Raw genomic sequence first — 21,080 nt, forward strand, 5'->3', positions numbered from 1 at the left:
ACAGTTTGTGAGTGGTAAAGATCAGTCTGTTGTTAGCAAAGAAGCATTGATGAGTACTAAACCTGGAAAACAAATTCTAAAACAAGGCTTGTTTAAATCCAAAGGCTTCAAGTTATTCAACAAGTACAAGGAAGAAACTGAAACTGAATTTCCAAATTTTGCAGAACGATTTGCTCAGGGACTTCTCAATGAAATAAAGTCTGATACCAATCCCAATTCTACACAACAATCTTTTGGCAATGAAGTTGGTTCCACTGAAATAATCCTAAATTCTTCTGAGATTGACCCAATCAAAACAAAATTAGAAAATCCCGAGGTATTGAAAGATAGAGTTCTGAGAATTCTTAATTCTAATTTTGTTAAAATGACTTTTCCTGTGTTTAACGCTTTATTTGATGGAGCATCTGAATACTATGGAAAAAATGACCCACAACTTAGACAAGATATGGTTGAGGGACATATTCTTGCAATTGATCTAAGTGAACCCATGGATCGAATAGTCGATAAAGATGAAGATCTAGATTATCTGGATGATTATAAGCTCATGAATCCATATATCCTAAAACTCGCACGAGATAAAATTTCTAAAGGTGGTGACAAAGTACTTCATGAATTTGAAGAAGGATTCAAAGATGCTAGGATAGGTCAATATCTTGATGAGAAACTAAAGTCAAAACCCACTAGCATTACCGAAGAAGAAATGACACTATCTTACAAAAAATACAGGGCAGTTATGGGGACTGCAGGAAGAAATATGGCTCTGGCAGAAAATCCATTGGGTGAAATTTTCTATTTGGGTATGGCAAGAGCAGCTGAAGGTGTGGGCTGTGGTAATGAAATTGAAGACTCTATCAAAAATGGATTTGTAAAAATTCCTTCTTGGCCATTGTATTATTCTCTGTTGGCAAATGATGTAAAGAAGGGATTTGAAATTACTTTGGAGAAAAGCAATTTGTATTTGAAAGATGCTAGACTTGCAATTGAATTACTGCCTGAAAATTTTTCTCACAAAGAATTTTTAGAATTTTTATTTTTGACCGTTGAACATTACAATCAATATTGGTATAATCAACTAGAAAAAGCCAACAAATGGTCTGAATTTGAATCTCAACTTCCAAAGTGATTGATTTGATGTGGTCAGAAAAACATCGACCTCAGATAATCTCTGATATGATAGGTAATGAAGAATCTAGATCTTTAGTAATGGAATGGATGGCAAAATGGAAAAAAGGTACTAAACCACTTCTTCTTGTTGGCCCCCCTGGAACTGGAAAAACGACAATAGCTTTTCTTTTATCCAAACAATTTGGATACGATATGATTGGGCTTAATGCAAGTGACGTACGTAGTAAATCAAGGATAAATGAGATTCTTGCACCTGTCTTGAGTAATGTCAGCATTTTGGGAACTCCTATGATTTTTGTGGATGAAGTTGATGGAATTCATGGTCGAAGTGATTATGGTGGTGCAGCTGCACTTGTTGATATTCTAAAAGAACCAACCGTCCCGATAATTCTTGCAGCAAATGATGACTCACAAGATAAAATGAAAAATATCAAAAAAACAGTTAAAACAGTTTACTTCAAAAAAATACCTTTGAGACTTCTGCGAATTTATCTTGAAAATATTCTCAAAAAAGAAAACTCAAAACTTAGCCCTGGTTCTATGATTAAAGTAATTGATCAATCTCGTGGAGATATTCGCTCCATGATAAATTTGGCACAATCTTTAGTGAGTGGTTTTAATCCCCAAACTGAAGCTTCTTTTGAAAAAATCAATATAGAAGATGGTGTTAATGCATTCTTCAAAGCTAAATCCATTGAAGAAGCTAGAGGAATTTTGTATTCTATGCAAATTGATCCTAGAGAAAAGATAGATGCATTTTATTCTAGCATTATTACAAGTTCTATTGATAATTCTTCTCTAGCAAAATATTTGGAAATAATTTCAAACGCTGATGTCCTCTACGGAAAGATCTTGAAAACTCAAAATTGGCGACTCTTAAGATATCTTAATGAAATTCTACTTCAACTGTATCGCAGTGATGATCGAATTAGATATTCTAAATACAATATATCATGGCCATTACTGAATCGTATACGTTGGGATGGTGCAAAACTAAAATCACTATCGTCAATCTTGGCAAAAAAATTACATTTTTCTTCTAGTGCAGTTATTACTTTTTGTTTACCATGTATTTTGTTTTGTTTGGATAAGAAAACTTTGGATCTGGAAATTGAAGAGATGTTTGGGGATATATTGGAAAAGGAGATTGAATTGACAAAATGAGCTGGAGAAAAATTCCGATGAAGTTTCCAGGTACTTGTATCATATGCAAAGAAAAGATCAATGTAAATGAAATTGGATTATGGGCAAAGGACTTGGGAGTAAAACACGAGAAATGTGCCGAGATAACCGAGTTGCAATGTATGGTTTGTGGCAAATCTGCAGGATGCTCCCAATGTGAATTTCAAGAAAGTTGTGACATACCTAACGTGTCCTCGTTTTGTTTGTGCAAACAATGTTCTGATGATACTTCTGCATTAACCAAGTACAAGAAATCTACAAACAAAAAATTCTCAATTTTAAACTCATAGGCTTGTAATTTTTTTAGCTTTATTGATTTTTTTGATAAATTCCTATGGTGTGAAGAACACCAAACTAAATTAATATAGGAATACTTTAAGGGATATAGTAGGTCATGCATTCAGAAAAGATTGAAGAATACTCAAAACGAAATAATGAATCTCAACAAGGAGGAGGGCAAGATCGAATTCAAGCACAGCATGACAAGGGCAAATTAACTGCTAGAGAGAGAATTAATCTTTTATTAGATGAAGGAAGTTTTACAGAAATCGACCCATTAGCTACTCATCATTATCATGAGTATGATATGCAAAAAAAGAAGTTCTATACTGATGGTGTAGTTGGTGGTTATGGAACAGTTAACGGCAGACAAATTTTTGTTTTTGCCTATGATTTCACAGTTCTTGGAGGTACATTGAGCCAAATGGGTGCTAAAAAAATTACCAAATTAATGGATCATGCAGTAAGAACAGGCTGTCCTATTATTGGAATTATGGATTCTGGTGGTGCCAGAATTCAGGAAGGTATAATGAGTCTTGATGGATTTGCAGACATATTTTATCACAATCAATTGGCCTCTGGGGTTATTCCTCAGATTACTGCAAGTATTGGTCCTTCCGCAGGAGGTTCAGTATATTCTCCAGCTATGACTGATTTTGTTATAATGGTTGAGAAAGCAGGTAGTATGTTTGTTACAGGACCTGATGTAGTAAAGACTGTTTTAGGTGAAGAGATTTCCTTTGATGATTTGGGTGGAGCAATGACCCATGGTTCAAAAAGCGGAGTTGCACATTTTGTAGCACAAAATGAATACGAATGCATGGATTATATTAAAAAATTAATTTCATTTATTCCACAAAATAATTCAGAAGAACCCCCAAAAATTGCTAATGATGATGATCCAAATAGATTAGATAACAATCTCATCAATGTTCTTCCAGAAAATCCTCTTCAACCATATGATATGAAGGATATCATAAATTCAATTGTAGACAACAACGAATTCTTTGAAATTCATGAGTTGTTTGCACCAAATATTGTTGTTGGTTATGCTAGAATGGATGGACAAGTGGTTGGGATTGTTGCTAACAATCCAATGCATCTTGCAGGTGCACTTGATATTGACTCCTCAAACAAGGCCGCACGTTTCATTAGATTTTGTGATGCATTTAACATACCACTTATCACTCTTGTAGATACTCCAGGATACATGCCAGGTTCTAACCAGGAACACAACGGTATCATTAGGCATGGAAGTAAATTGCTTTATGCATATTGTGAAGCTACCGTTCCCAGAATTACTTTAGTTATTGGAAAAGCATATGGTGGCGCTTACATTGCAATGGGAAGCAAAAATCTTAGAACTGACATTAATTATGCTTGGCCAACTGCTCGTTGTGCAGTGTTGGGTGGAGAGGCAGCTGTAAAAATTATGAACAGAAAAGAGTTGGCATCAGCTAGTGATCCTGAATCTGTCAAGAAGCAATTAATTGACGAGTTTACAGAAAAATTTGAAAATCCTTACGTTGCAGCATCTCATGGTACTGTTGATAATGTAATTAATCCATCTGAGACCCGACCTATGTTAATAAAAGCACTTAAAATGCTTGCAAATAAACGAGAGAAACAACTTCCTAGAAAACATGGAAATATCAACCTGTGATTAAAATGATTGAGAAAGTAGTTATCGCAAACAGAGGGGAAATAGCGCTCAGAGTAATTAGAACATGTAATGCATTAGGAATTAAGACTGTTGCAGTATATTCCGATGAGGACTACAATTCTTTACATGTGAAAAAAGCCGATGAATCTTATCACATTGGAGAGGCAGCTCCTGCCAAATCATATCTTAATCAAGAAAAAATTCTTGACGTAATGTTATCTTCTGGTGCAGATGCTGTACATCCTGGTTATGGTTTCCTCTCAGAAAATGATGATTTTGCTAGACTATGTGAAAAAAATAAAATCAATTTCATTGGTCCTTCCGCAGATTCTATGAATCTATGTGGTGATAAAATGGAATGTAAAGCTGCAATGCTTAAAGCTGAAGTTCCAACAGTTCCTGGCAGTCCTGGATTAGTAGATACAGCTGACGAAGCAGAAAAAATTGCAAATGAAATTGGTTATCCCGTCCTTTTGAAATCAGTTTATGGTGGTGGAGGTCGTGGAATTAGATTAGTTACTAATGATAAAGAACTTCGTGAAGGTTTTGAAACAGTAACGTCTGAATCTATTGCTGCTGTTGGAAAGTCTGCAATCATTGTTGAAAAATTCCTAGAAAAAACAAGACACATTGAATACCAAATGTGTAGAGATCATCATGGTAATGCAGTACATCTGTTTGAGAGAGAATGCTCTATTCAAAGAAGAAATCAAAAATTAATTGAACAAACTCCATCTCCAGTGGTAGATGAAGCAAAAAGAGAAGAAATTGGAGAACTAGTTGTAAAAGCTGCAGAAGCTGTGAATTATACCAACCTTGGTACTGCTGAATTCTTAAGAGCAGACAATGGAGAATTCTATTTTATTGAGATTAATGCTAGACTGCAAGTAGAACACCCAATTAGTGAAATGGTTTCTGGATTGGACTTTGTCAAACTGCAGATTGATATTGCAAACGGCGAACCACTCCCATTCAAACAAAAAGATTTGAAGATGAATGGTTATGCTATTGAATGTAGAATAAATGCTGAAGATACATTCTTGGACTTTGCACCATCAACCGGACCAGTCCCAGATGTGACAATTCCTGCAGGACCAAACGTTAGATGCGACACTTATCTTTATCCTGGATGTACTGTATCACCATTTTATGATTCATTAATGGCAAAACTTTGTACTTGGGGACCAACCTTTGAGGAATCCAGAACAAGAATGCTTACTGCATTAAATGATATGTATGTACAAGGTGTTGAGACATCAATTCCTCTTTACAAAACAATTCTAAATTCTGACGAATACAAAAATGGCGAACTCTCTACTGACTTTTTGAAACGTTATGATATGATTGATAGATTATCCGCAGACTTGAAGAAAGAAAAAGAAGAAAAGAGTGATGCAGCACTAGCAGCAGGAATTATTCACTCTGAATACTTTAAGAGTCTCGTTCAAAACAGCTCAAATAGTTCAAACTGGAAAAATAAATTGGATTGATGATTGATGAATTATAAAATACAAGACGTGGAAAAATCATTTGATGGAAGAATTGTTGAAAACTTAGGGAACAATGACTATCTAATTAAAATTAATGACAAAGAACATCAACTAAGAATACTTAGTATGGATTCAAAAGGAATAGAATTCATACTAGACAACCAATATCATAAAGCAAAATATCTTGAAGCCTTGACTAATGAAATGAATCTTGTAATTGACAACGTCCCCCTTACACTTAACATGAATACCCACTTTGACAAAGTTGTTTTCAAAAACTCTGGAGGCAGCGGTGCAGGCGGAGCTCAACTAGCACTCAAAAGTCAGATCCCTGGAAAAGTTGTATCTATCGCAGTTGCCGAAGGTGATTCAATTAAGAAAGGTGATGTTGTTTGTACTTTAGAGTCAATGAAGATGCAAGTAGCAGTAAAGGCTCACAAAGATGGCGCTGTTAAAAATCTCAAAATCAAAGAAGGCATGACAGTTGCTAAAGGCGACGTTATTACTGACTTAGAATAAAAAAAGAAATTTTTTCCTATTTTAGGAAATTTTTAATTTCTTCGTAGTTTGGTTCTTTCAATGGATCTTCTGATATCCATTTGTATCCTATTTTTCCATCTTCCATTATGACAAAAACAGAACGTTTTGCTGCATTGTAATCTTTGATATGGAGTAAATCCTTCATCAAAATATCATAATCTTTTATTGTTTTGCTGTTGTAATCTGCCAGTAATGGGAACTTGAAGTTATGTTTTTCTGCAAATGCTTTATTGGCAAATGGTCCATCATTGCTAATTGCTACTACTTGAGCCCCAAGATCTGCTATCTCTTGCCATGAATCTCTGAATGTACATAATTCAACTTCACATACAGGAGAACTTGCAGCCACAATAAATGATAGAACAGTTTTTTTCCCTTTGAATTCTTCTAAACTACGCATTTTCAAATCTGTATCTGGAATCTCAAAGTTGGGTGCTGTGTCTCCGATCTCTAGTGCCATGATCGGGTTAACCCTTCACCTTTTAAGTACTTTACAAAATTAATTTTTTGTAAAATTTGATCGAAAAAGGGAAGCATACCTTTTTATACAAAAATTAGGGTCAAAAGCTAAATTGGTCGGGGAATTAGCGGGCAATTATAGTACCGTTGTATTGATGTTTGGTTTTGCAGTTGTAGCAATGGCACCTGCTTTGATAATTTCTAGAATGATTTCTCCTCGTAAACGAAGTAATCCTGTTAAATTCTTGCCTATGGAATGTGGACAAGTTCCATCGGGAGAAGGACGAACTCATTTCATGATGCAGTATTATCCGTATATTCTGATGTTCGTTATTTTTGACGTAATGGCAATTTTCCTTTATGCTTGGGGAAGTGCTCTTTTGGAATTACCAAAGAGTGCGACATTACCAATGATTGGATTTCTTGCCATCATGTTTGGCGCAATGGCTTTTGCTTTGTATCAATCAGGGAGACGTAACATATGGTAGTTTTTTATACAAACTATCATTATGGGGATAGGGGATAAAAATTGCTAAAAGATCTTGTGACTCCAGAAAATGCAAATGTCTTCGTAGGTAAACTAGGTGATATTCTAGAGAAGGCAATTGATAAACCTCTTGGATATGCCATCAATTGGGGTAGGATATGGTCTCTTTGGCCTGTTCATATTGAAACTGCATGTTGTAGTGTGGAGTTTGGTGCTGCATCAAGTCCTAGATTTGATGTTGAACGTTTTGGAATCATTGAAGCTTTTGGATCGTTGAGACAGTGTGACTTAGTTGTTGTACAAGGAACCATCACACGAAAAATGGCACCTCGTTTAAGATTAGTTTATGATCAAATGCCAGAACCAAAATATGTTATTGCAATGGGCGCTTGTGCAATTACCGGTGGACTGTATTTTGATTCTTACAATGTACTTCCTGGAATTGATGGAGTGATTCCAGTTGATGTTTATGTTCCAGGTTGTCCACCTAGACCAGAAACTCTCATTCAAGGATGTATGCTATTACAAGAAAAAATTAAGAGAATGAAGGCTAGGAAGTTTGTATAATGAGTTCTGATTCTGATAAACCTGTTGCAGATACAAAATCTGAAGAAAAGTCTACTCCTTCACCTGCTGCAAAACCTGCTGCAAAAAAAGAAGAAAAACCCGCTGAAATACCTGCATTTGAGAAAAGTATTTCTGATAAAATTGTTGAAAAATTTGGCGACAAAGTCAAGGTTGCTTTTGTAAAGGAGGATCGAATACAAATTGATACTGATAAGGAAAATATTCATGATGTGGCTGAATTTGTGCGTGATGGTCTAAATTATGATCATGTCGAATCTGTTTCTGGTGTAGACCATCCTCAAGACAAAGAAATTGAGGTTGTTTATCATATTGGATCTTACACTGATCCCTCGTTAGCAAGACAGATTCTTGTACTGTCAACCAGAGCACAACGTGAAGAAGATCCAATCCCCGGAAATGATGCCACTAAACTTCCTAGTCTTAGAGATATATTTTACAGTGTAGAATTTCATGAAAGAGAGGTTTTTGAAATGTTTGGTGTGTATTTTGATGGGCATCCTGATAATCGACGACTTTTACTGCCTGAAGATTGGGCTGATTTACCTCCATTACGAAAGGACTTTGCAATAAAGGGAAGATAATAATGTCTGCAGAACTACCACCTGGATTGGCACTCCAAAAAGTTGATGAGAGAATTATGACTCTCAATGTCGGACCACAACATCCTGGTTCTGGTCATATGAGAATTGTAGTGCAAATTGATGGTGATTACATAGTTGCATGTGATCCAGATCCTGGTTATGTTCATAGGGGAGAAGAGAAAATGGCTGAGTATCGAAACTATATCCTAAATATTCCTCACTTAGAACGACCTGTGATTCATGACTCTTGTAATGTTCTTTATCCTTATGTTCTAGGAGTTGAAGAATTACTTGGAATCGAAGTTCCAGAACGTGCTAAATATGTTCGAGTCATTGCTTCAGAATTAAACAGATGTATCTATACCATGTATTGGCTTGCAATTTATGGTATTTTCTTAGGACACTCTACAATGTTTATGTGGCCTGCCGGAGATCGTGAACTCTTAATTGATCTGATGGAAAAAATGACTGGAGCAAGAGTTACACATGCACATTTTGTTCCAGGTGGAGTCAGAAATGATTTACCACCAAACTTTGAAGATGTATGTTTACGTCAAGTAAACTATTTTGAAAAACGTATCAAAGAATATGCAGCAGTGTTCTATGATAATCCTATACTTATTTCAAGAACTAAAGATACTGGCATATTATCAAGACAAGATGCAATTAGACTTGGAACAACAGGATCCGTTCTAAGAGCTAGTGGTGTGGATTATGATTTACGGAAAAAAGAACCATACGATGTTTACGATGAATTAGATTTTCAAACTCATGTTATGAAAGAAGGAGATTCGTATGCTCGCTCTCGTGTTCCATGGCTTGATATGATGGAAAGCTGTAAAATAATTAGAGAGGCTTTGCAAAAAATGCCAAAGTCTGGTTCTGTTCGTGTAAAGTTAAAACCCAATCCAAAAGGAGCAATTGGTTCGGTGTATAAAAGAGTGGAATCAGGAAGAGGATCTTTAGGATGTTATATTGTATCTGATGGTAAACCTGAACCTTATCGACTTAAAATGAGTGTTGGTTCATTTAGAAATCTGATAGCCTTACCATATTTGCTTAAGGGTGAAAAACTGGGTAACATGCCTTCTGTTTATTGGAGTCTTAATTATTGGCCAGTGGAGGCAGATAGATAATGTCTGTTATTGCACCAAGATTCAAACTAAGTGAATTTATCAAGTCTTTACTTGATAATGTGTTCTGGGTTGTTGTAATACTTTCTCTTATAGGCATTCCAGCTATTCAAGTTGTATTATTCTTTATTGAAATGCCCGTAATAGATGGCGAATTATTAACACCATTCTTAGCTTTGACTTGGCTTGCAGATCCATCTCGTACACTTCCAATTGTTCATGCGTTTATGGCAACTGATATGTTTAGAGTAATGGCATTCCCTGGATTTGGTTTTGCTGCATTAATAGCTGCAGGTACTATTTTCATTGAAAGGAAAATGCTAGCAAAATTACAATTAAGAGTAGGTCCTTTCTATTGTGGGAAAATTGAAGGTATTTTACAATTAATGGGTGATGGTCTAAAACTTATTTCTAAGGAGATTATCATCCCTGCTAAGGCAGACAAGCCTATTTTCTGGGCTGCGCCTGTGTTGTTTGTCGCAACTGCAGCTGCTTTTGTTGCATTAATTCCTGTTGCTCCTGGATGGGTGGTTGCAGACGTGGATGTTGGATTAATTGGTGTATTTGCTGTAATTGGATTTTTCCCAATAATCACAATTCTCTCTGCTTGGTCTGCAAATAGTAAATTCCCATTCATAGGTGGTATTCGAGCTTTGTTCCAAATGGTATCATTTGAAATTCCATTGATTCTCTCACTTTTAGGAGTTGTAATTGTTACTGGAACGCTTAATTTATCTGAAATAGCTGCGAGTCAGTCTAATTTCCCTTGGATAGTTTTCTTGCCAGTTGGTGCAATTATATTTTTCATAACTATGCTTGCAGAATTGGAACGAATTCCATTTGATCTACCAGAAGCCGAAAGTGAAATTGTAGCTGGATGGCTTACTGAATTTTCTGGAATGATGTATGGATTAGTCCAACTTGGAACGTATCTAAAATTATACGCTTTTGCAGCTTTGTTTGTTGTATTATTCCTTGGTGGTTGGCATGGACCAATGGTTGTACCACCTTTCCCAGAAGAACTTCTTGTTGGAGTTCAAATGGGCCCTGTTAAGGTCGGACCTTTCCCTGGGTTGCCTCTTTTTGATCAAGCAATGTTAAATGGTACTTTCTGGTTTGTCATCAAGACAGTTGGAGTCATTTTCTTTATTCTGCTGCCCAGAGGCGTCTTCCCAAGAATCAGAATTGACATGTTGCTTAGTCTGGGTTGGACCAAACTGATTGGTTTGTCATTCGTTAACATCTTTATTGCACTAGGCTTGCTTTACGCTGGAGTGCTAGGACCGGGAGGACTACAATAATGGGAACTGCAACAGGTATTATTCGTGCATTAAATTCAGGAATCAAGCACATAGCAATTAAGAGATTTACCCTCCGTTATCCAGAAGAGAAACTAAAATTTGTAGGTGATGGATATCAATTTGATCCTTCTACTGGTGTCGGAATTGCTGGACTAAAAGGAAGACATATGCTTTTCCATGACCATTGTACTGGTTGTCAATTATGTTCAATAGCATGTGAAGGTGTGGCTGAGGCTATTGCCATGGTTAAGGTACCAGATAAACAGACTCAAAATAAAAAGTCAATCATGCCTCAAATCGATTATGGCAAATGTGTATTCTGTGGTCTGTGTGTTGATGCATGTCCATTCTATGCGTTATACATGACCAATGATTACGAACTTTCTTCCTTCTCCAAGGAAGGACTGATCTATACTCCTGCACAATTAGCAGTGAAACCTTATGTTGAACAAGATAGCGAAATCCAAATTACAGATAGAGGTGCAACTCATGGCTGATGCTGTATTCTTAGCTTTGACTGTTATTACAATAGGATCTGCAATTGCTGCCTTGGAGTTACGTTCTTTGATTTATGGCTCTATTGCTTTGATGGGAACTCTTGGAGGAATAGCTGGTTTCTTCTTCTTGTTGGATTCTCCATTTGTTGCTTTGTTCCAGTTAGCAGTTTATGTTGGTTCAATTGCAGTTTTGATTCTGTTTACCGTTATGCTTGTCAAAAGAGAACTTATCTTTAAGAAAGTTGAAGATAAAAGACGAAAATTTGCTGGCATTGGATTGATGCTTGTAACTATGGTTGCTCTAGGTTCTGTGTTCTTGGATTCTGGAATCAAAACAATTACTACCGATGAACCTCCAATCGATTTTCGTGATATCGGAATTGACTTTGTAACTTATTATTGGCCTGCATTGATTTTGATGGGTCTTATTTTAGCAGGTTCTGTGACTGGTGCATTGGTTTTAGCAAAGAGAGAGGATGTGGAGAATGACCAACGAACTAGTTGATTTTTCACTTGTTTCTGTTGCCTTGTTAGGTATAGGCATTTACGGATTAGCAGTTAAACGAAACTTCATTAGAATGCTATTTGCAGTTGAAATAATTATCAACGCGGCAAATCTCCACTTGGTTGCATTTGGTAGATTTTTACCAGCCAGTGGGGGTCAAACCATGGCTTTATTCTCTATTGCAATTGCAGCAGCTGAAGTTGGTGTAGGATTATCATTGATTATCGTTGCATATCGTATGTACAAGAATGTTGATATCGCAGATTTCAGGAGTTTGAAAGGCTGATGGAATATGCATTATTACAGGCAGTTTTCTTGCCACTACTTTTGTCTCCTATAGCATACATTTTGGGAAGAAAAGTAGGTCCTACTCCGGCCATGTGGTTTACTTTTGCTGTACTTTTGTATACTACCATTCTTGTAATTAATGCCGCTCTTTCAGGAACTGTAGAAGAGCGTTATCCTTGGACAGATCTGTTTGGCGAATTTGGTTTCTTGATGGATGGTCTCGCATCTCCATTTGCAATAATGATCTATGTTCTGTCTACAATCTTGGCATTGTATTCTAAGCCATACATGATTCACAAATTCCACGAACAATATGAGGAAGAACAAAAAATCAACTCTTCCTCAAGTGGACAATCTTCTGTAGTCGAGTCTTCTTCTCTTTCTAATTATGTAAATGCAAAATCTGGTCTTTACTTTGCACTTTATTTGGTATTTGCAATGGGAATGCTTGGTACTGTACTTGCTACTAACTTGATTGAATTTTACATATTCTTTGAGGTTATGTTAATTCCTGGTTTCTTTTTGGTTGCCTTGTGGGGTGATGGTCCTCGAAGAAAGATTGGCTTGATGTTCCTCTTTTGGACTCATGCTGGCGCGGTTGTTTTGTTGTTGGGATTCTTAATGATAGGACTCTCCATAGGAAGCTTTGATTTTGTAGACATCAAGGAATCTGAAATTCCACAAGACGTTGTACTGGCTTCTGCAGTTGCAATAGCCATAGGGCTAGGTGTTAAACTAGCTGTCTTTATGTTCCATGTATGGCTTCCATATGTCCACGGTTCTGCACCTACTCCAATTAGTGCTCTACTGTCCCCTGCAATGATTGGAATTGGTGCTTACGGTATCTTTAGATTAATAGTGGAATTCCTGCCCGCTACATTTGCTGACCTTTCCATTTGGTTCCACATGTGGGGTCTTGTTACAATGATTTATGGTGGTGCTATGGCATTAATGCAAGATGACATAAAACGACTTCTTGCATATTCAAGTATTAGCCAAATGGGCTATCTTTTGTTTGGAATTGGCTCACTCTCTGTTCTGGGTCTTGCTGGAGCAGAAATGATGTATGTTACTCACGCAATTGGAAAAGGCATTCTCTTCATGATGGCCGGAATAATTATTGTCAAAGTTGGTACCAGAAGTATTTCCAAACTTGGAGGTCTTGCTGGAAAAATGCCAATAACTGCTGTTTGTGCAGTTATTGGAGCATTAACAATTATGGGCGTACCTCCAACTAGTGGATTTATGGGCGAATGGATTCTATTTTATGGTGCACTAGAGACTGCTATCGAAGAAGGGTCAACACTAAGAGCAGTAATCTTCGGATTAGGACTTGTTGCCACTGCACTTACTATGTCTTACATGCTTTGGATGCTAAAACGTGTCTTCTTTGGAAAAACTCCTGAACACTTGGAGAAAGTAACAGAAGGCAGCTGGTACATGACCGCCCCAATGATGTTGTTGGCTGGATTTAGTATAGTTGTTGGAATTTATCCTGATATCTTCTTGCAAACTATTATTCCTTACATGAACGGAGTGTTGGGGGTCTAGATATGGCTACTGAGTCTGCTACATTGTTATTTGAAGCAGGTGCTGAAAGTGCCTGGTTAGTATGGATTCTTCCATTCATTGCTGCACTTATCATGCCAGGTATTGGTAAAGTGTCAAAGAATGCAACTGGTTTTGTGGCAGTTGGATTTGCATTGATGAGTGCATTATCAGCTGCATCAATGATTCCAATGGCATTAGAAGCTTACGAAATACATGATCAAATTATGTGGATTGAAGCAATCGGACTCAAGGGAGGAGTTTTGGCAGATCCTCTGTCTATTATAATGGCAAATGTTGTTGGATGGATTTCCTTCCTAATTATGATTTACAGTACTGGATACATGAAAGGCGATAAAGACATTACCAGATTCTGGTTCTGGATGATGTTCTTTATTGGTTCAATGCAATTGATTGTTCTTTCTGACAACTTACTTCAAGTATTCTTTGGATGGGAAGGGGTAGGACTTGCATCTTATGCATTGATCAGCTTTTGGTATCGTGATAAGAAGAAAGATCATGTTGGTACTGAAGGACGTACTGTCCTTGGATTGCTAGATTATTATGCTCCTACTCATGCTGGTATGAAGGCTTTCATCATGACCAAGGTAGGTGATGTGATGATGATTGCTGGAATGCTATTGATATTCTTGTTTGCAGGCACTTTTGGATTTAAAGAATTGATGGGTGACACAGAGTGGGCAACTGCAATGTCTGCTCAGGGATTACTGGTCCCTGCATTTGTTTTACTCTTTGGTGGAGCAATAGGTAAATCTGCACAATTTCCTCTAAATGAATGGTTGTTGGAGGCGATGACTGGTCCTACCGCAGTATCTGCCTTAATCCATGCAGCAACAATGGTAAAAGCCGGTGTATTCCTAGTTGCAAGGATAGGCCCAATTGTATTTGCTTTGGGTGCTGCAGGAATTCTTGCAGATCAGTTCTTTGAAATTGTAGCTTGGGTTGGAGCAATTACTGCATTACTTTTGGCTACTCAAGGTATGGTTAATCCTGAAATTAAGAAAGTGTTGGCCTACTCTACTGGATCTCAAATTGGTTATATGATGATGGCTTTGGGTGTTGCAGGATTATCTCATCAATACGTTGATGGTTATACTGCAGGATTTTTCCACTTAATTTCTCACGCTATGTTCAAGGCTTCATTATTCATGGCAGCAGGTTCATTGTTGCATATTGTAGGATCTCGATTTATGACTGATATGGGTGGTTTGAGAAAATACATGAAGAAGACTTATGCCTTCATGTGGGCTGCAGGTTTAGGTTTAATGGGTGCTCCATTTATCACAACCGGCTTTTGGAGTAAGGATGCAATATTTGCAGCCGTCTATGAATCTGGAAATGAATGGGCCATGCCTCTTTATGCTATTGCTGTCTTAACTGCAGTTATCACTGCATTTTATACCACAAGAATGATTGGTATGGTCTTCTTTGGAAAGAAGAGCAAACATATTGAAAAAATGGAAGAAGAAGGACATCATATACATGAAGCATCATTATCAATGTGGGTTCCATACGGAATTCTTGCTGTCTTGACCATCGGTATTGGTTTGATAGGACTTTCTGCCGAAGAAGGATTGCATCACCTATTTGCTGAATACTTGGATCATTCATTTGGAATTCATGCTGACCATGTGGCTGTTGAGGATTCAATCTTACCTGAATTCTTACAAGGACTTAATCCAGTTGCACTTGGTTCATCATTGGCGGCATTTGCAATTGGAATCGGACTGGGTTATGTATTCTACATAGGCAGATGGGTTGATCCAGTCAAGTTTGTTAACTCTAACATTTTCTTCTATGCAATTCACAAAGTCATCTTAAACAGATGGTATCTCAACGCATTGGTCTATTGGTGTTTTGTTGTTGCACCATTATGGCTTGCAAGAGGTGTGTTCAGATACTTTGAAAAGACAGCTATTGATTACGGTATGAATGATGGATTCGAGAAAGCAGTTGGCTGGAGTGCCCGAGTCATTCAAGGAACCCAAACTGGTGTCTCACAATCATACTTGTTCGTATTTGGAGCAGGATTACTTTTCGTGATTCTGATATTGTTGATGTAGGAGAGAGATGAAATGTTAGAAATTACTTCCACTCCACTTGTATTAATCGCAATTTTGGGTACCGTTGGAATTGTTCTCCCAATTATCAGTATTGCAAGAAAGGAAAAAGGTTCCAATACATTCTATGCCATAATCGCTTTTGCCGCATTAATTGTATCAATGGGATATGTTGGATATCAATTCATCAATGAGAATATTGCATCCTCTGCATTATTTTCCGAAGATGTAATTATTGATGATGCATTTGGTGGATTCTTTGCAATTGCAATGTTAATTGTAGCTATCTTCACTACTGTTGGTTCTTTTAATTATATGAGAAAACATAATTCTCCTGCTGTCTACTATTCTCTAATTTTACTTTCAACCATAGGTATGGTCCTAGTAGCTTACTCTACTGATTTGGTAATGTTGTTTGTAGCATGGGAACTCATGAGTATTCCAACATACATCTTGGTTGGATTTATGAAAAAGAACCCTAGCTCAAATGAGGCTGCATTAAAGTACTTCCTATTTGGCGCCCTATCTTCTGCAATCATAGTATACGGAATATCTATCTCATATGGTCTAACAGGTTCTACAAATATTGGAGAAGTCATAGAAGGTTACTCTAATCTTGATCCATCATTACTTCCTCTGGCATTACTTTCTGTTGGAATGTTTATTGCTGGATTTGGTTTCAAGATGGGATTGGTACCATTCCATCAATGGCTGCCAGATACCTATGAGGGTTCTCCACCACCTATTACTGCACTTTTAGCAGCTGCAACAAAGAAAGCTGGATTTGCAGCAACTATTAGAATTGTAGTTCTCGGAATGGTTGTTCTAAATCTTGACTGGACTCTAGCGCTTGGTGTCATTGCAATCATGACAATGACTATTGGTAACATAGCAGCAATTATGCAAAAGAACATTTCTAGAATGCTAGCTTATTCCAGCATTGCACATGCTGGATATATTCTGATTGGATTGGCAGTAGCTCCTCATAGCTCCTTAGGATTACAAGGAGCACTGTATCAAATTATGAATCACGCAGTAATGAAGGGTGCAGCATTTATTGCCATTGCCGGAATTGTTACTACTCTTGCAGTTACCCATATTGATAAACTAAAAGGCCTAGGTAGACGAATGCCTATTACTGCTCTTGGTATGGTAATTGCTCTATTTGCATTGGCAGGCGTTCCACCACTATCTGGATTCTGGAGTAAGCTGGTGTTGTTTGGAAGTGCCTTAGATGCTAGTTCTGCAATATGGTGGGCCCCATGGCTTGCAATCGCAGGAGTTCTTAACAGTGCTTTGTCTCTTGCATATTATGGTTGGATTACTAGAAAGATGTACTTTGAAGGTGAAACTGAAAAGAGAGTATCAGAACCAAAATCTGTAATTGCTGTAATGATCTTCTCAATTGTATTCTTGGTTGGATTTGGTGTATATCCAGAACCACTTATTCAATTTGTAGAATACGCCTCACCAGTAATTGGTTTTGGTATTATGCGTTAAAGGAAGTAAAATTAATTAAATTATCTAGATTATTTTTAGCATCACTATCTGGAATTTTTCTAAGTCCTTTCCTTGCTTTTTCTGAATATTCTTTTAACAATTCCTCCATCTTGTTAAAAACATCTCTTGGATCAGAACTCTTCTTGATTAATAGATTGAAGAGCTTGTCTTCGTTTTTCCAATCTAACAAATCGTCTCTAATCTGATAAGCTATTCCGATATTTTTTCCATATTCCATCAACGCTTCTATCTGTTCTTCATTTCCATTTGCAATAATAGCACCTGTTCTAGATGCAACTTCAAATGCAGTTGCAGTTTTGTATTCTATTACTTTGAGGTAATCATCAAATGTAACATCTTCACTTGTCTCTAGTCTGCTTTCAATCATTTCCCCTTCACTCATTAACATCGCAGTTGTTGCCAAGTCCTTGGTAATTCTAGCATTGTCTAATCTGGATGATATTGCCAGAATCAAACCTAAAACAAAATCTCCTGTCAATATGCTAGTATTGTATCCATATTTTATGTGAAAAGGATCTTTTTGCCTTCTCATCGTTTCATTATCTATGATATCATCATGAATTATCGACTCCATATGTAAAAATTCAACTGCACATGCTGCCGCTAGCGTATTTTCATCAATTTTACCTACGCTCTCTGCAGCAAGAGCCAAAATGATTGGTCTAATCCTTTTTCCTCCATCTAAAGAATATTTCAAAGGCTCAATGAACTCAGACTCTGTGTAAAGAGATAATTCTTTGTCTAATGCTTTGTCTATTTTCTCTATGTATTTTCCATATGTCTCAAGTAGCGGATTGATCTCGATATTCTTTCTGTCCAAGATGGCCTGATCAAAAATTTTTCTCATTAGTAATTAAATCTTGGTGCTCCAGCCGGGATTTTCATCGATTGATTTTGAACCCGGGATCACTGCCTTGAAAGGGCAGTATGCTTGACCGGTCTACACCACTGGAACCCAAGAAAATTTAAAATTTTGACCATAAAATCTTTTGTAAACCGCAAAGATTTTTTTATTGGCGATTTAGGAGATGAGATATGAGTATTATTAGTAAAATTGACAAAATTATTGAAGAAAGAAGCTTGTTAAAACATCCATTCTATCAGATGTGGTCTGATGGCAAATTGTCACAAGAAAGTTTGGCTGGCTATTCAAAGGAATATTTTCAATTGGTTAAATCTGTTCCCTCTTTTATGAGTCCAATTATTGAACAAGCACCTGAATCTGTAGTTGATGAATTAATTGCAAATCAGCAAGAAGAATCTGATCATATCTTGCCTTGGATCAAATTTGCAGGCGAACTTGGTGTTTCAGAAGAAACTCTGACTAAATACTCAGGATTAACAAAAACCCGTAATGCGGTATCCGACCTGAATGATTTAATGAATACATATGAAAGTGGGTCTTGTGCCATGTATGCATTTGAAAAGGAAATTCCTAAAATTAGTCAGACAAAACTTGATGGATTAGCTGAGTTTTATGGCATGACAAACCATGCGGCAACTGAATACTTTAAACTTCATACTGAAGCTGATATTAGGCACGCTGCATCTTGGAGAAATATCTTGGAACAATCAAGTACTCCTTCTAAAGATCTTGTTGAAATTGCTGAGAAATCAATCTCTGCACAACATTTGTTGCTTGATAGTTGTTACGAAGAGTATTGCTAGCCTCATAACATTTTATACCCTAAAAAAAATTTCATTAGCTAGGGCCCGTAACTCAGCTTGGTAGAGTAACCGGCTCATAACCGGTGAGCCAAGGGATCGAAGCCCTTCGGGCCCATATTCTCCAGTATTCGAGACCTGCTTTTAAGCAAATGAAATATGATGTTATGGAGAAAAATTATGTCTGAAAAGAAGAAGAAACCTGTAACAAAAGATCTTCTGCATGACAAAAACGTACAACGTTGGTATAATAACACAAGTAGAGGAAGCAAGCTAAATGCAGACATTAGACTACGAAGATTGAGTCTGTTTTGTTACCGGACAGACACCACGCCATCTTCTCTTGTAAAAATTGGAAAAAGAGATGTCATCAAGCTTGAAGATATGTTACTTGACCATGTGTCATGGCTTGAATCACAAAATTATGCACCAAATTACATTGAAGGAATACTCAAATCAATAAAATCATGGCTTGTCTTTAATTACATAGAACCAAAAAGAAAGATAAGAATTGCAAATGCAGGAATCCCAGTAAATATACAAGACGAACAAGTACCAACAAAAGAGCAACTGCAGTCAATTCTCAACGTGTCAAATCCCAGAACTCGAGCCAGTATCAGTCTGATGGCATTTTCAGGTATCAGACCGCAAGTTATGGGAAATTATGATGCAACAGACGGTCTTAAGCTAGCTGACCTGAATGATCTGGTGATTACAGATGATGGTAAAACAGTCAGTTTTGCACAAATACCTGCAGCGATAACTGTTAGGGCATCACTAAGCAAGACCAAAAACAAGTACTTTACATTCTTACCTGCTGAAGGGTGTGAGTATGTTCTAGGTTACATGAGAAAAAGAATCTCAACTGGAGAAAGCCTTGCCAAAAATTCACCTGTAATATATTTGGAGAAAGGATATCAATCAAGAAGAGGAGGCAAATGCAAAACTCTCAAATCATCTACAGGACTAATCACAACACCACGAATCACAGCAGACATTAGAAAAGCAATCTGGAGCATAACCAAAGCAAGACCGTATGTTTTGCGTGCATACTTTGACACACAATTGCTATTAGCTGAAAGCCATGGAAAGATGACTCATGCATACAGACAGTTCTTTATGGGTCACAAGGGAGACATTGAGGCAAGATACACTACAAACAAGGGAAGACTAACTGATGAGATGATCTCAGACATGAGAAGGGCATACTCTAAAAGCCAACAGTTTCTGTGTACCCTAAACAGTGAAAAGAACAACAGCTCATCTCAAAACAAAAAAGAGATGTTACTTGATATGTGGAGAGAACAGGCAAAGCTTTATGGAATTGATCCTGTAAAGATCAAAATTGAAAAACACAAAAGAGAAGACAATAATAGTTTGACTAATGCATATGACAAAAAAATTTCTGACATTGAGCAAGAGACAAATGTACTAAGACAAGAAATAATAAAGATGATGTCATTAACGTCGTCTGCAACATCTGCTAAAGACATACAATATCAACAAAAACAATATGATGGAAAGATAATAAAAAATGATGAGCAGCTATTACACTACATATGTCAAGGGTGGGAACCGATAAAGGAATTGGCACAGAATCGTGTTATTATGCGAAGACAGAAAGAAAATAACTAATTGCATGTAGAACAATTATTATTATTATTATTCATTAACCTCAACAAAGATTCCACTGCATCTTCTTTTGTTTCATATGCATCTTTTGTGATTATTGACATCAACAAGTTTACCAGCTTGACATACGGTTTGATTGACTGACTAACGACATAGTCAATAAACTCGTGTTGCAATGTGTCCATTGCGTCTGCAATGTTTTCAGAATAAATTGTAATTGTGTTTTCATCAACTTTTCCCTCTATATCTGAATCACTTTGAGGGGACCATATGAGGTCAAACAGTTGGTTGTTGCCTGTAATTTTTTGCAGTCTGTCTAGCTCTGCAAGTAATAATGCATGTGATTTCTTTTGATTTGAATAATTTTCTTTCATGATATGGTATTGTGGTTTGTATAAAAGGGGAAACTGGAAAATTTTCTGCTTATATGCAAATCATTTATTCTATTGCGTGAAAAGAGATCACACAAAAGCAATAGAAGAAAATACAACTCTGAAGAAGAAGAGTGACCAGAA

General features: G+C 36.9%; 22 protein-coding genes and 2 tRNA genes. 20 read left to right on the forward strand and 4 right to left on the reverse strand.

What is annotated here, in order from left to right:
• Positions 1 to 7 precede the first annotated feature (7 nt).
• The 6 genes from ACOQN3_RS01140 (at position 8) to ACOQN3_RS01165 (ending at position 6,258) form a co-directional block, all read left to right on the forward strand.
• Positions 8 to 1,123 (forward strand): hypothetical protein, encoded by a 1,116-nt coding sequence (locus ACOQN3_RS01140; RefSeq protein WP_420544659.1) that lies wholly within the window; start codon positions 8 to 10, stop codon positions 1,121 to 1,123.
• Between the two features lie 8 nt (positions 1,124 to 1,131).
• Complete coding sequence (locus tag ACOQN3_RS01145) at positions 1,132 to 2,289, forward strand: AAA family ATPase (protein WP_420544660.1); 1,158 nt, start codon at positions 1,132 to 1,134, stop codon at positions 2,287 to 2,289.
• Complete coding sequence (locus ACOQN3_RS01150; protein WP_420544661.1) at positions 2,286 to 2,597, forward strand: hypothetical protein; 312 nt, start codon at positions 2,286 to 2,288, stop codon at positions 2,595 to 2,597. Before ACOQN3_RS01145 ends, ACOQN3_RS01150 begins: the two co-directional genes overlap by 4 nt.
• Positions 2,598 to 2,701: 104 nt before the next feature.
• Complete coding sequence (locus ACOQN3_RS01155; protein WP_420544662.1) at positions 2,702 to 4,249, forward strand: acyl-CoA carboxylase subunit beta; 1,548 nt, start codon at positions 2,702 to 2,704, stop codon at positions 4,247 to 4,249.
• A gap of 5 nt (positions 4,250 to 4,254) precedes the next feature.
• A complete protein-coding gene (locus ACOQN3_RS01160) occupies positions 4,255 to 5,739 on the forward strand; it encodes an acetyl-CoA carboxylase biotin carboxylase subunit (protein ID WP_420544663.1) in 1,485 nt (494 codons plus the stop codon).
• A 6-nt stretch (positions 5,740 to 5,745) separates the two neighbouring features.
• Positions 5,746 to 6,258, forward strand: coding sequence for an acetyl-CoA carboxylase biotin carboxyl carrier protein subunit (locus ACOQN3_RS01165; RefSeq protein ID WP_420544664.1), 513 nt, complete (start codon positions 5,746 to 5,748; stop codon positions 6,256 to 6,258).
• A gap of 16 nt (positions 6,259 to 6,274) precedes the next feature.
• Here the strand turns inward: ACOQN3_RS01165 and ACOQN3_RS01170 are convergent, their stop codons facing one another.
• Entirely contained in the window at positions 6,275 to 6,739 is a 465-nt protein-coding gene (locus tag ACOQN3_RS01170) for a redoxin domain-containing protein (protein WP_420544665.1), read from the reverse strand.
• 154 nt (positions 6,740 to 6,893) lie between these two features.
• On the opposite strand from ACOQN3_RS01170, the gene ACOQN3_RS01175 reads away from it, so the two are divergent.
• Genes ACOQN3_RS01175 through ACOQN3_RS01225 form a run of 11 tightly spaced genes read left to right on the forward strand, consistent with a single transcriptional unit; the run spans position 6,894 to position 17,247 of the window.
• Positions 6,894 to 7,226, forward strand: coding sequence for an NADH-quinone oxidoreductase subunit A (locus ACOQN3_RS01175; RefSeq protein WP_420546576.1), 333 nt, complete (start codon positions 6,894 to 6,896; stop codon positions 7,224 to 7,226).
• A 41-nt stretch (positions 7,227 to 7,267) separates the two neighbouring features.
• Positions 7,268 to 7,792 carry an NADH-quinone oxidoreductase subunit B gene (locus ACOQN3_RS01180; protein ID WP_420544666.1) on the forward strand — a complete coding sequence of 175 codons (525 nt, stop codon included), beginning with the start codon at positions 7,268 to 7,270 and terminating at the stop codon, positions 7,790 to 7,792.
• Entirely contained in the window at positions 7,792 to 8,394 is a 603-nt protein-coding gene (locus tag ACOQN3_RS01185; RefSeq protein ID WP_420544667.1) for an NADH-quinone oxidoreductase subunit C, read from the forward strand. Before ACOQN3_RS01180 ends, ACOQN3_RS01185 begins: the two co-directional genes overlap by 1 nt.
• Before the next feature lie 2 nt (positions 8,395 to 8,396).
• Positions 8,397 to 9,530, forward strand: coding sequence for an NADH-quinone oxidoreductase subunit D (locus tag ACOQN3_RS01190; protein WP_420544668.1), 1,134 nt, complete (start codon positions 8,397 to 8,399; stop codon positions 9,528 to 9,530).
• The gene (gene nuoH, locus ACOQN3_RS01195) at positions 9,530 to 10,828 is read left to right on the forward strand and encodes an NADH-quinone oxidoreductase subunit NuoH (protein ID WP_420544669.1); all 1,299 of its coding nucleotides are present in this window, start codon (positions 9,530 to 9,532) and stop codon (positions 10,826 to 10,828) included. Before ACOQN3_RS01190 ends, nuoH begins: the two co-directional genes overlap by 1 nt.
• Positions 10,828 to 11,325, forward strand: coding sequence for a 4Fe-4S binding protein (locus tag ACOQN3_RS01200; protein ID WP_420544670.1), 498 nt, complete (start codon positions 10,828 to 10,830; stop codon positions 11,323 to 11,325). Before nuoH ends, ACOQN3_RS01200 begins: the two co-directional genes overlap by 1 nt.
• Positions 11,318 to 11,830 (forward strand): NADH-quinone oxidoreductase subunit J, encoded by a 513-nt coding sequence (locus tag ACOQN3_RS01205; protein WP_420544671.1) that lies wholly within the window; start codon positions 11,318 to 11,320, stop codon positions 11,828 to 11,830. Before ACOQN3_RS01200 ends, ACOQN3_RS01205 begins: the two co-directional genes overlap by 8 nt.
• Positions 11,811 to 12,116, forward strand: coding sequence for an NADH-quinone oxidoreductase subunit NuoK (gene nuoK, locus ACOQN3_RS01210; protein ID WP_420544672.1), 306 nt, complete (start codon positions 11,811 to 11,813; stop codon positions 12,114 to 12,116). The genes ACOQN3_RS01205 and nuoK overlap by 20 nt, the downstream gene beginning before the upstream one ends.
• Positions 12,116 to 13,669, forward strand: a complete 1,554-nt coding sequence (locus ACOQN3_RS01215; protein WP_420544673.1) for a complex I subunit 4 family protein — start codon at positions 12,116 to 12,118, stop codon at positions 13,667 to 13,669. The genes nuoK and ACOQN3_RS01215 overlap by 1 nt, the downstream gene beginning before the upstream one ends.
• Before the next feature lie 2 nt (positions 13,670 to 13,671).
• Positions 13,672 to 15,750: an NADH-quinone oxidoreductase subunit L gene (locus tag ACOQN3_RS01220; protein WP_420544674.1), complete on the forward strand. Its 2,079-nt coding sequence runs from the start codon at positions 13,672 to 13,674 to the stop codon at positions 15,748 to 15,750.
• A gap of 12 nt (positions 15,751 to 15,762) precedes the next feature.
• Positions 15,763 to 17,247 (forward strand): NADH-quinone oxidoreductase subunit N, encoded by a 1,485-nt coding sequence (locus tag ACOQN3_RS01225; RefSeq protein WP_420544675.1) that lies wholly within the window; start codon positions 15,763 to 15,765, stop codon positions 17,245 to 17,247.
• Here ACOQN3_RS01225 and ACOQN3_RS01230 read toward each other — a convergent pair.
• Together ACOQN3_RS01230 and ACOQN3_RS01235 are read right to left on the reverse strand one after the other, a co-directional pair.
• Positions 17,237 to 18,115, reverse strand: coding sequence for a polyprenyl synthetase family protein (locus ACOQN3_RS01230; RefSeq protein WP_420544676.1), 879 nt, complete (start codon positions 18,113 to 18,115; stop codon positions 17,237 to 17,239). The genes ACOQN3_RS01225 and ACOQN3_RS01230 overlap by 11 nt on opposite strands.
• A 14-nt stretch (positions 18,116 to 18,129) precedes the next feature.
• A tRNA-Glu gene (locus ACOQN3_RS01235) sits at positions 18,130 to 18,223 on the reverse strand.
• Positions 18,224 to 18,303: 80 nt separating this feature from the next.
• Here ACOQN3_RS01235 and ACOQN3_RS01240 point away from each other — a divergent pair.
• From ACOQN3_RS01240 to ACOQN3_RS01250, 3 genes are all read left to right on the forward strand, one after another.
• Positions 18,304 to 18,936: a TenA family transcriptional regulator gene (locus tag ACOQN3_RS01240; protein ID WP_420544677.1), complete on the forward strand. Its 633-nt coding sequence runs from the start codon at positions 18,304 to 18,306 to the stop codon at positions 18,934 to 18,936.
• 41 nt (positions 18,937 to 18,977) lie between these two features.
• A tRNA-Ile gene (locus tag ACOQN3_RS01245) sits at positions 18,978 to 19,051 on the forward strand.
• A 62-nt stretch (positions 19,052 to 19,113) separates the two neighbouring features.
• Positions 19,114 to 20,568 carry a hypothetical protein gene (locus ACOQN3_RS01250; protein WP_420544678.1) on the forward strand — a complete coding sequence of 485 codons (1,455 nt, stop codon included), beginning with the start codon at positions 19,114 to 19,116 and terminating at the stop codon, positions 20,566 to 20,568.
• On the opposite strand, the gene ACOQN3_RS01255 is transcribed toward ACOQN3_RS01250, so the two are convergent.
• Positions 20,565 to 20,939 (reverse strand): hypothetical protein, encoded by a 375-nt coding sequence (locus tag ACOQN3_RS01255; RefSeq protein WP_420544679.1) that lies wholly within the window; start codon positions 20,937 to 20,939, stop codon positions 20,565 to 20,567. The two genes, ACOQN3_RS01250 and ACOQN3_RS01255, sit on opposite strands and share 4 nt — an antisense overlap.
• Between the last annotated feature and the right edge of the window lie 141 nt (positions 20,940 to 21,080).

The organism is Candidatus Nitrosopumilus sp. (genome assembly GCF_965223225.1).
Classification (GTDB): Archaea; Thermoproteota; Nitrososphaeria; order Nitrososphaerales; family Nitrosopumilaceae; genus Nitrosopumilus.

Bases quoted from the DNA above. Each gene is read 5' to 3' on its own strand.
- ACOQN3_RS01145 (WP_420544660.1), top strand. From the start codon at position 1,132: ATGTGGTCAGAAAAACATCGACCTCAGATAATCTCTGATATGATAGGT.
- ACOQN3_RS01150 (WP_420544661.1), top strand. From the start codon at position 2,286: ATGAGCTGGAGAAAAATTCCGATGAAGTTTCCAGGTACTTGTATCATA.
- ACOQN3_RS01155 (WP_420544662.1), top strand. From the start codon at position 2,702: ATGCATTCAGAAAAGATTGAAGAATACTCAAAACGAAATAATGAATCT.
- ACOQN3_RS01160 (WP_420544663.1), top strand. From the start codon at position 4,255: ATGATTGAGAAAGTAGTTATCGCAAACAGAGGGGAAATAGCGCTCAGA.
- ACOQN3_RS01165 (WP_420544664.1), top strand. From the start codon at position 5,746: ATGAATTATAAAATACAAGACGTGGAAAAATCATTTGATGGAAGAATT.
- ACOQN3_RS01170 (WP_420544665.1), bottom strand. From the start codon at position 6,739: ATGGCACTAGAGATCGGAGACACAGCACCCAACTTTGAGATTCCAGAT.
- ACOQN3_RS01175 (WP_420546576.1), top strand. From the start codon at position 6,894: ATGTTTGGTTTTGCAGTTGTAGCAATGGCACCTGCTTTGATAATTTCT.
- ACOQN3_RS01185 (WP_420544667.1), top strand. From the start codon at position 7,792: ATGAGTTCTGATTCTGATAAACCTGTTGCAGATACAAAATCTGAAGAA.
- ACOQN3_RS01190 (WP_420544668.1), top strand. From the start codon at position 8,397: ATGTCTGCAGAACTACCACCTGGATTGGCACTCCAAAAAGTTGATGAG.
- nuoH (WP_420544669.1), top strand. From the start codon at position 9,530: ATGTCTGTTATTGCACCAAGATTCAAACTAAGTGAATTTATCAAGTCT.
- ACOQN3_RS01200 (WP_420544670.1), top strand. From the start codon at position 10,828: ATGGGAACTGCAACAGGTATTATTCGTGCATTAAATTCAGGAATCAAG.
- ACOQN3_RS01205 (WP_420544671.1), top strand. From the start codon at position 11,318: ATGGCTGATGCTGTATTCTTAGCTTTGACTGTTATTACAATAGGATCT.
- nuoK (WP_420544672.1), top strand. From the start codon at position 11,811: ATGACCAACGAACTAGTTGATTTTTCACTTGTTTCTGTTGCCTTGTTA.
- ACOQN3_RS01215 (WP_420544673.1), top strand. From the start codon at position 12,116: ATGGAATATGCATTATTACAGGCAGTTTTCTTGCCACTACTTTTGTCT.
- ACOQN3_RS01220 (WP_420544674.1), top strand. From the start codon at position 13,672: ATGGCTACTGAGTCTGCTACATTGTTATTTGAAGCAGGTGCTGAAAGT.
- ACOQN3_RS01225 (WP_420544675.1), top strand. From the start codon at position 15,763: ATGTTAGAAATTACTTCCACTCCACTTGTATTAATCGCAATTTTGGGT.
- ACOQN3_RS01230 (WP_420544676.1), bottom strand. From the start codon at position 18,115: ATGAGAAAAATTTTTGATCAGGCCATCTTGGACAGAAAGAATATCGAG.
- ACOQN3_RS01240 (WP_420544677.1), top strand. From the start codon at position 18,304: ATGAGTATTATTAGTAAAATTGACAAAATTATTGAAGAAAGAAGCTTG.
- ACOQN3_RS01250 (WP_420544678.1), top strand. From the start codon at position 19,114: ATGTCTGAAAAGAAGAAGAAACCTGTAACAAAAGATCTTCTGCATGAC.
- ACOQN3_RS01255 (WP_420544679.1), bottom strand. From the start codon at position 20,939: ATGAAAGAAAATTATTCAAATCAAAAGAAATCACATGCATTATTACTT.